This is a genomic window from Accumulibacter sp. (assembly GCF_032229525.1).
In the GTDB taxonomy this organism is placed as follows: domain Bacteria; phylum Pseudomonadota; class Gammaproteobacteria; order Burkholderiales; family Rhodocyclaceae; genus Accumulibacter.
Window position 1 is genome coordinate 1 of the sequence record NZ_JAVTWB010000020.1, and the last position, 3,250, is coordinate 3,250.

The 3,250-nt window shown below is 57.8% G+C and carries 4 protein-coding genes; all 4 read left to right on the forward strand.

Annotated elements, in window-relative coordinates:
* Positions 1-52 precede the first annotated feature (52 nt).
* Positions 53-463, forward strand: a complete 411-nt coding sequence (locus RUW20_RS01720; RefSeq protein WP_313950467.1) for a hypothetical protein — start codon at positions 53-55, stop codon at positions 461-463.
* Between the two features lie 21 nt (positions 464-484).
* Positions 485-1,132 (forward strand): phage tail tube protein, encoded by a 648-nt coding sequence (locus tag RUW20_RS01725; protein ID WP_313950468.1) that lies wholly within the window; start codon positions 485-487, stop codon positions 1,130-1,132.
* Positions 1,132-1,470 carry a hypothetical protein gene (locus tag RUW20_RS01730; protein ID WP_313950469.1) on the forward strand — a complete coding sequence of 113 codons (339 nt, stop codon included), beginning with the start codon at positions 1,132-1,134 and terminating at the stop codon, positions 1,468-1,470. The genes RUW20_RS01725 and RUW20_RS01730 overlap by 1 nt, the downstream gene beginning before the upstream one ends.
* Before the next feature lie 217 nt (positions 1,471-1,687).
* On the forward strand, positions 1,688-3,250 hold a 1,563-nt coding region (locus RUW20_RS01735; RefSeq protein ID WP_313950470.1), incomplete at its 3' end, for a hypothetical protein.

The window sequence follows — 3,250 nt, forward strand, 5'->3', positions numbered from 1 at the left end:
CGCAGGCCGATAGCGAGGCCGGCGATGTGCTGCTTTCTCTGGATACTGTCTGATGTCACACGCCCGCCAGCAAATCCGTGAGGCACTTGCGGCTCGCGTCACCGGCCTGACGACGTGCGGCACGCGGGTATTCCAGTCGCGGATGGCGACGCAGGATGTGTTGCCGTGCTTGCTGATCACCACGAACGACGAAGAGATCAACCCTGGCACCATCGGCAACATTTACGAGCGGGTGCTATCAGTGAGCATCATCGGGCTGGCCAAGGCTACCGGAACTCTCGACGACACGCTGGACACAATCGCCGCAGAGGTGGAGGTAGCAATGTCAGCCGAATATTGGGCCGAACTCGTCGCCATAAATGTCGGCTTTGACGAAACGCTGGAAAAGCCCGTCGGCCGCATCGAATTAGTTTACCGCGTGACCTATCGCACTGCATCAAGCGTGCCTGGCACGATTTTGTAGCACCACGAAAGGAGAAACACAATGGCATCCGCCCGCAAATGGTCACAAGTCGCCGTCGCAATGCAGTCAGCGCTCGGCGCATCTCTCACAATCAACAGCCTGACAAAAGCCGTCGGTGGCGTCGTCACCACGTCATCGGCGCACGGCCTGTCCAACGGCGATTTCGTCGTGCTGGCAGTACAAGGCATGTGGCAGGTCAACGACCGCGTTTTCCGCGTCAGTTCAGCGTCGGGTTCGGTGTTCACCCTCGAAGGCGAAGACACCACCAACTACGACACCTTCTCCAGCGGCACCGCGCAGAAGATCACATTTGGCACATCGGTCACGTCGGCAACCACGCTGACGAGTTCGGGCGGTAACTTTGCAATGATCGACACGACGACAATTCATATGAATCAAAAGTCGCAGATTCCCGGCCTGCCGGATGCGGCGACGTTCGATATGGATAACATCTGGGACGTGTCTGATGCCGGCCTGATCGCCATGAAAGCAGCCTACGACGCCCAAGCGAAGCGCGCCTTCAAATTCACGTTCGGCACCGGCGGCCAGATCATGGTGTTCACTGGCTACGTTGGCGCCAACCTGCTTCCGGGTGGATCGGCGCAGCAACTGGTGACGACCAAGGCAGTCATCACGATGAGCGGCAGCCCAACCTACTTTGCGTCCTGATGGCTCTGGTCGACAAACTGCGCCGCGCGCGGGAATTCCAGGTCGAGACGGGCGGGTTCACCTTCACGCTGCGCCGTCCTACGGATGTCGAGTGGCTGGAGTTGGTCGAGTCAGGTAAAAGCACGGCGCGAACCGTGCTGGCCTATATCGTCGGATGGGAAGGCGTCAAGGAAATCGACCTCATTCCAGGCGGAGACCCGCACCCGCTGCCGTTCGATGCCGTGGCCTGTGCCGACTGGCTATCAGACCGAATCGACCTGCTGCCGCCGTTGCTGGATGGGTTCATGAAATCTTACGAATCCCATCTGGCGGCGCGGGCGGACGCGCAAAAAAACTGAGGAGCTGGCTTGAGCAGCAGCAGCTACCGCCGCAGCTCAGGCCAGCTACCCCGGACACCGGCACCGGCCTGGCAATCCGTGTATGGAACACTCTCGGCGGCCTTGATTGGGCAGGGCTGGAGACGGCGTGCGACGTTTTTGGCGTCTATGATATTGATCTAATGATTCACCGCCTGGTAGCGATTCGCGACTTTCAGGCGGAACAGGAGAGCTGACAATGGCCGATAACACCACAAGCGTCAAGATCACCGCCAACGCCAGCCAGTTTGAATCCGAGATGCGGCGTGTGGCGACGCTCGCCAGCAGTACCGGCGCATCGCTCACGAGCGCATTCAAAGGCGTTGGCCTTGCCCTTGCCGGAATTGGTTCCGGCCTCGCCCTGTCGACGCTCAAAGATAAATTCGACTCGATCATTGCGTCGGCGTCGCAGCTCAAGGAACTGAGCGACAAGACCGGGGCCAGCGTCGAGAATCTATCTGGGCTTGGCGCTGTCGCCAAGGTAACAGCCACAGACATGGGGCTTGTTACAGCCGCCATGAACAAGTTGTCGAAAGGCTTGCACGCTTCCGACGATGACGCCAAGGGAACTGGAAAGGCGCTGGAATTTCTCGGGCTGACGCTGAATAATTTGCGTGGCAAAGATAGCGCTGAAAACCTCAAGCTTGTTGCTGACAAGATGGACGAACTTGAGGACGGAACGGGAAAAGTTGCAATCGCAATGGCTCTGTTCGGAAAGAGCGGCGCCGAGATGCTGGCCTTCATGAAGGACTTGGCGCAGTCTGGTGACTTGGTTGTCAAGACAACCGAAGCGCAGGCGATCGCTGCAAAGAATTACGAGGAAGACCTGCGGCGCCTGACGGCAACCAAGGAGGCGCTTTACAAGACGGTAGCGCTTGAGCTGGCCCCTGCTTTCGATACATTCGTTCGTGCGCTTATCGGCGCCAAGAACGAAACTAATGGCATGATCCAGGCAGGAAAAGACCTTGCCGCAGATGGTTCTATCCGAGAATGGGGAATACAGGCGACGCAGGTGGCCGGATTCGTTATCGACGCATTTGATGGCGTCGCCCGTGTCATCAAAGGCGTGGGAATAACCTTTGGAGCCGCCGCTGCGCAGATTGGAGCCTTGGCAAACGGCAGTTTAAGCCAATTCAATGGTGTGGCAAAATCATATCGCGAGGACATGGACGCGCTGGCGAACAAGCCGATGTTTTCGCAAAAGCTGCAAGTCCAGACAGACGCACTGCGCGAGCATTGGGCACAGGTGGAAGCCGTCAAAAAGGCTTACGCCAGCTTCCCGAAAGACATCCAAAATAAGGCGTTGAAATCGCTGGAAGCAAGTTTTTACGGCAGTGAGGGCGGAACGAAAAGCGCGTCCGGGTTCACCGCTGCCCCAGACCCGCGTAACGCAAAAGGATCAGGAAGCACCAAGATAGACGACTACACAAGGATTATCCAGATGCTCAACGAGAAAATAACCGTTGAGCAGGCCGCTATCGACTCGGTTGGAAAGCTGACGCAGGCAGAGAAGGAGTACGCGAAATACCAGGCCGACGTGGCGAGCGGCGCGATCAATATGACCGGCGCGCAAAAGAGCGTTGCTGATGCCTACTGGGAGGTCTACCGCGCCCGTGCACAACAGAAAGAATTCGACGCCGGCGTCGAGAAGCAGGTTGAGGCCACGCGCCAGCAAACCGTTGCCATCAATGATCGCATTCAGGCGTTGAAAACCGAAGCCGACACAGCAGGATTGACTGAGGCCGCTATTGCTGCAATGACA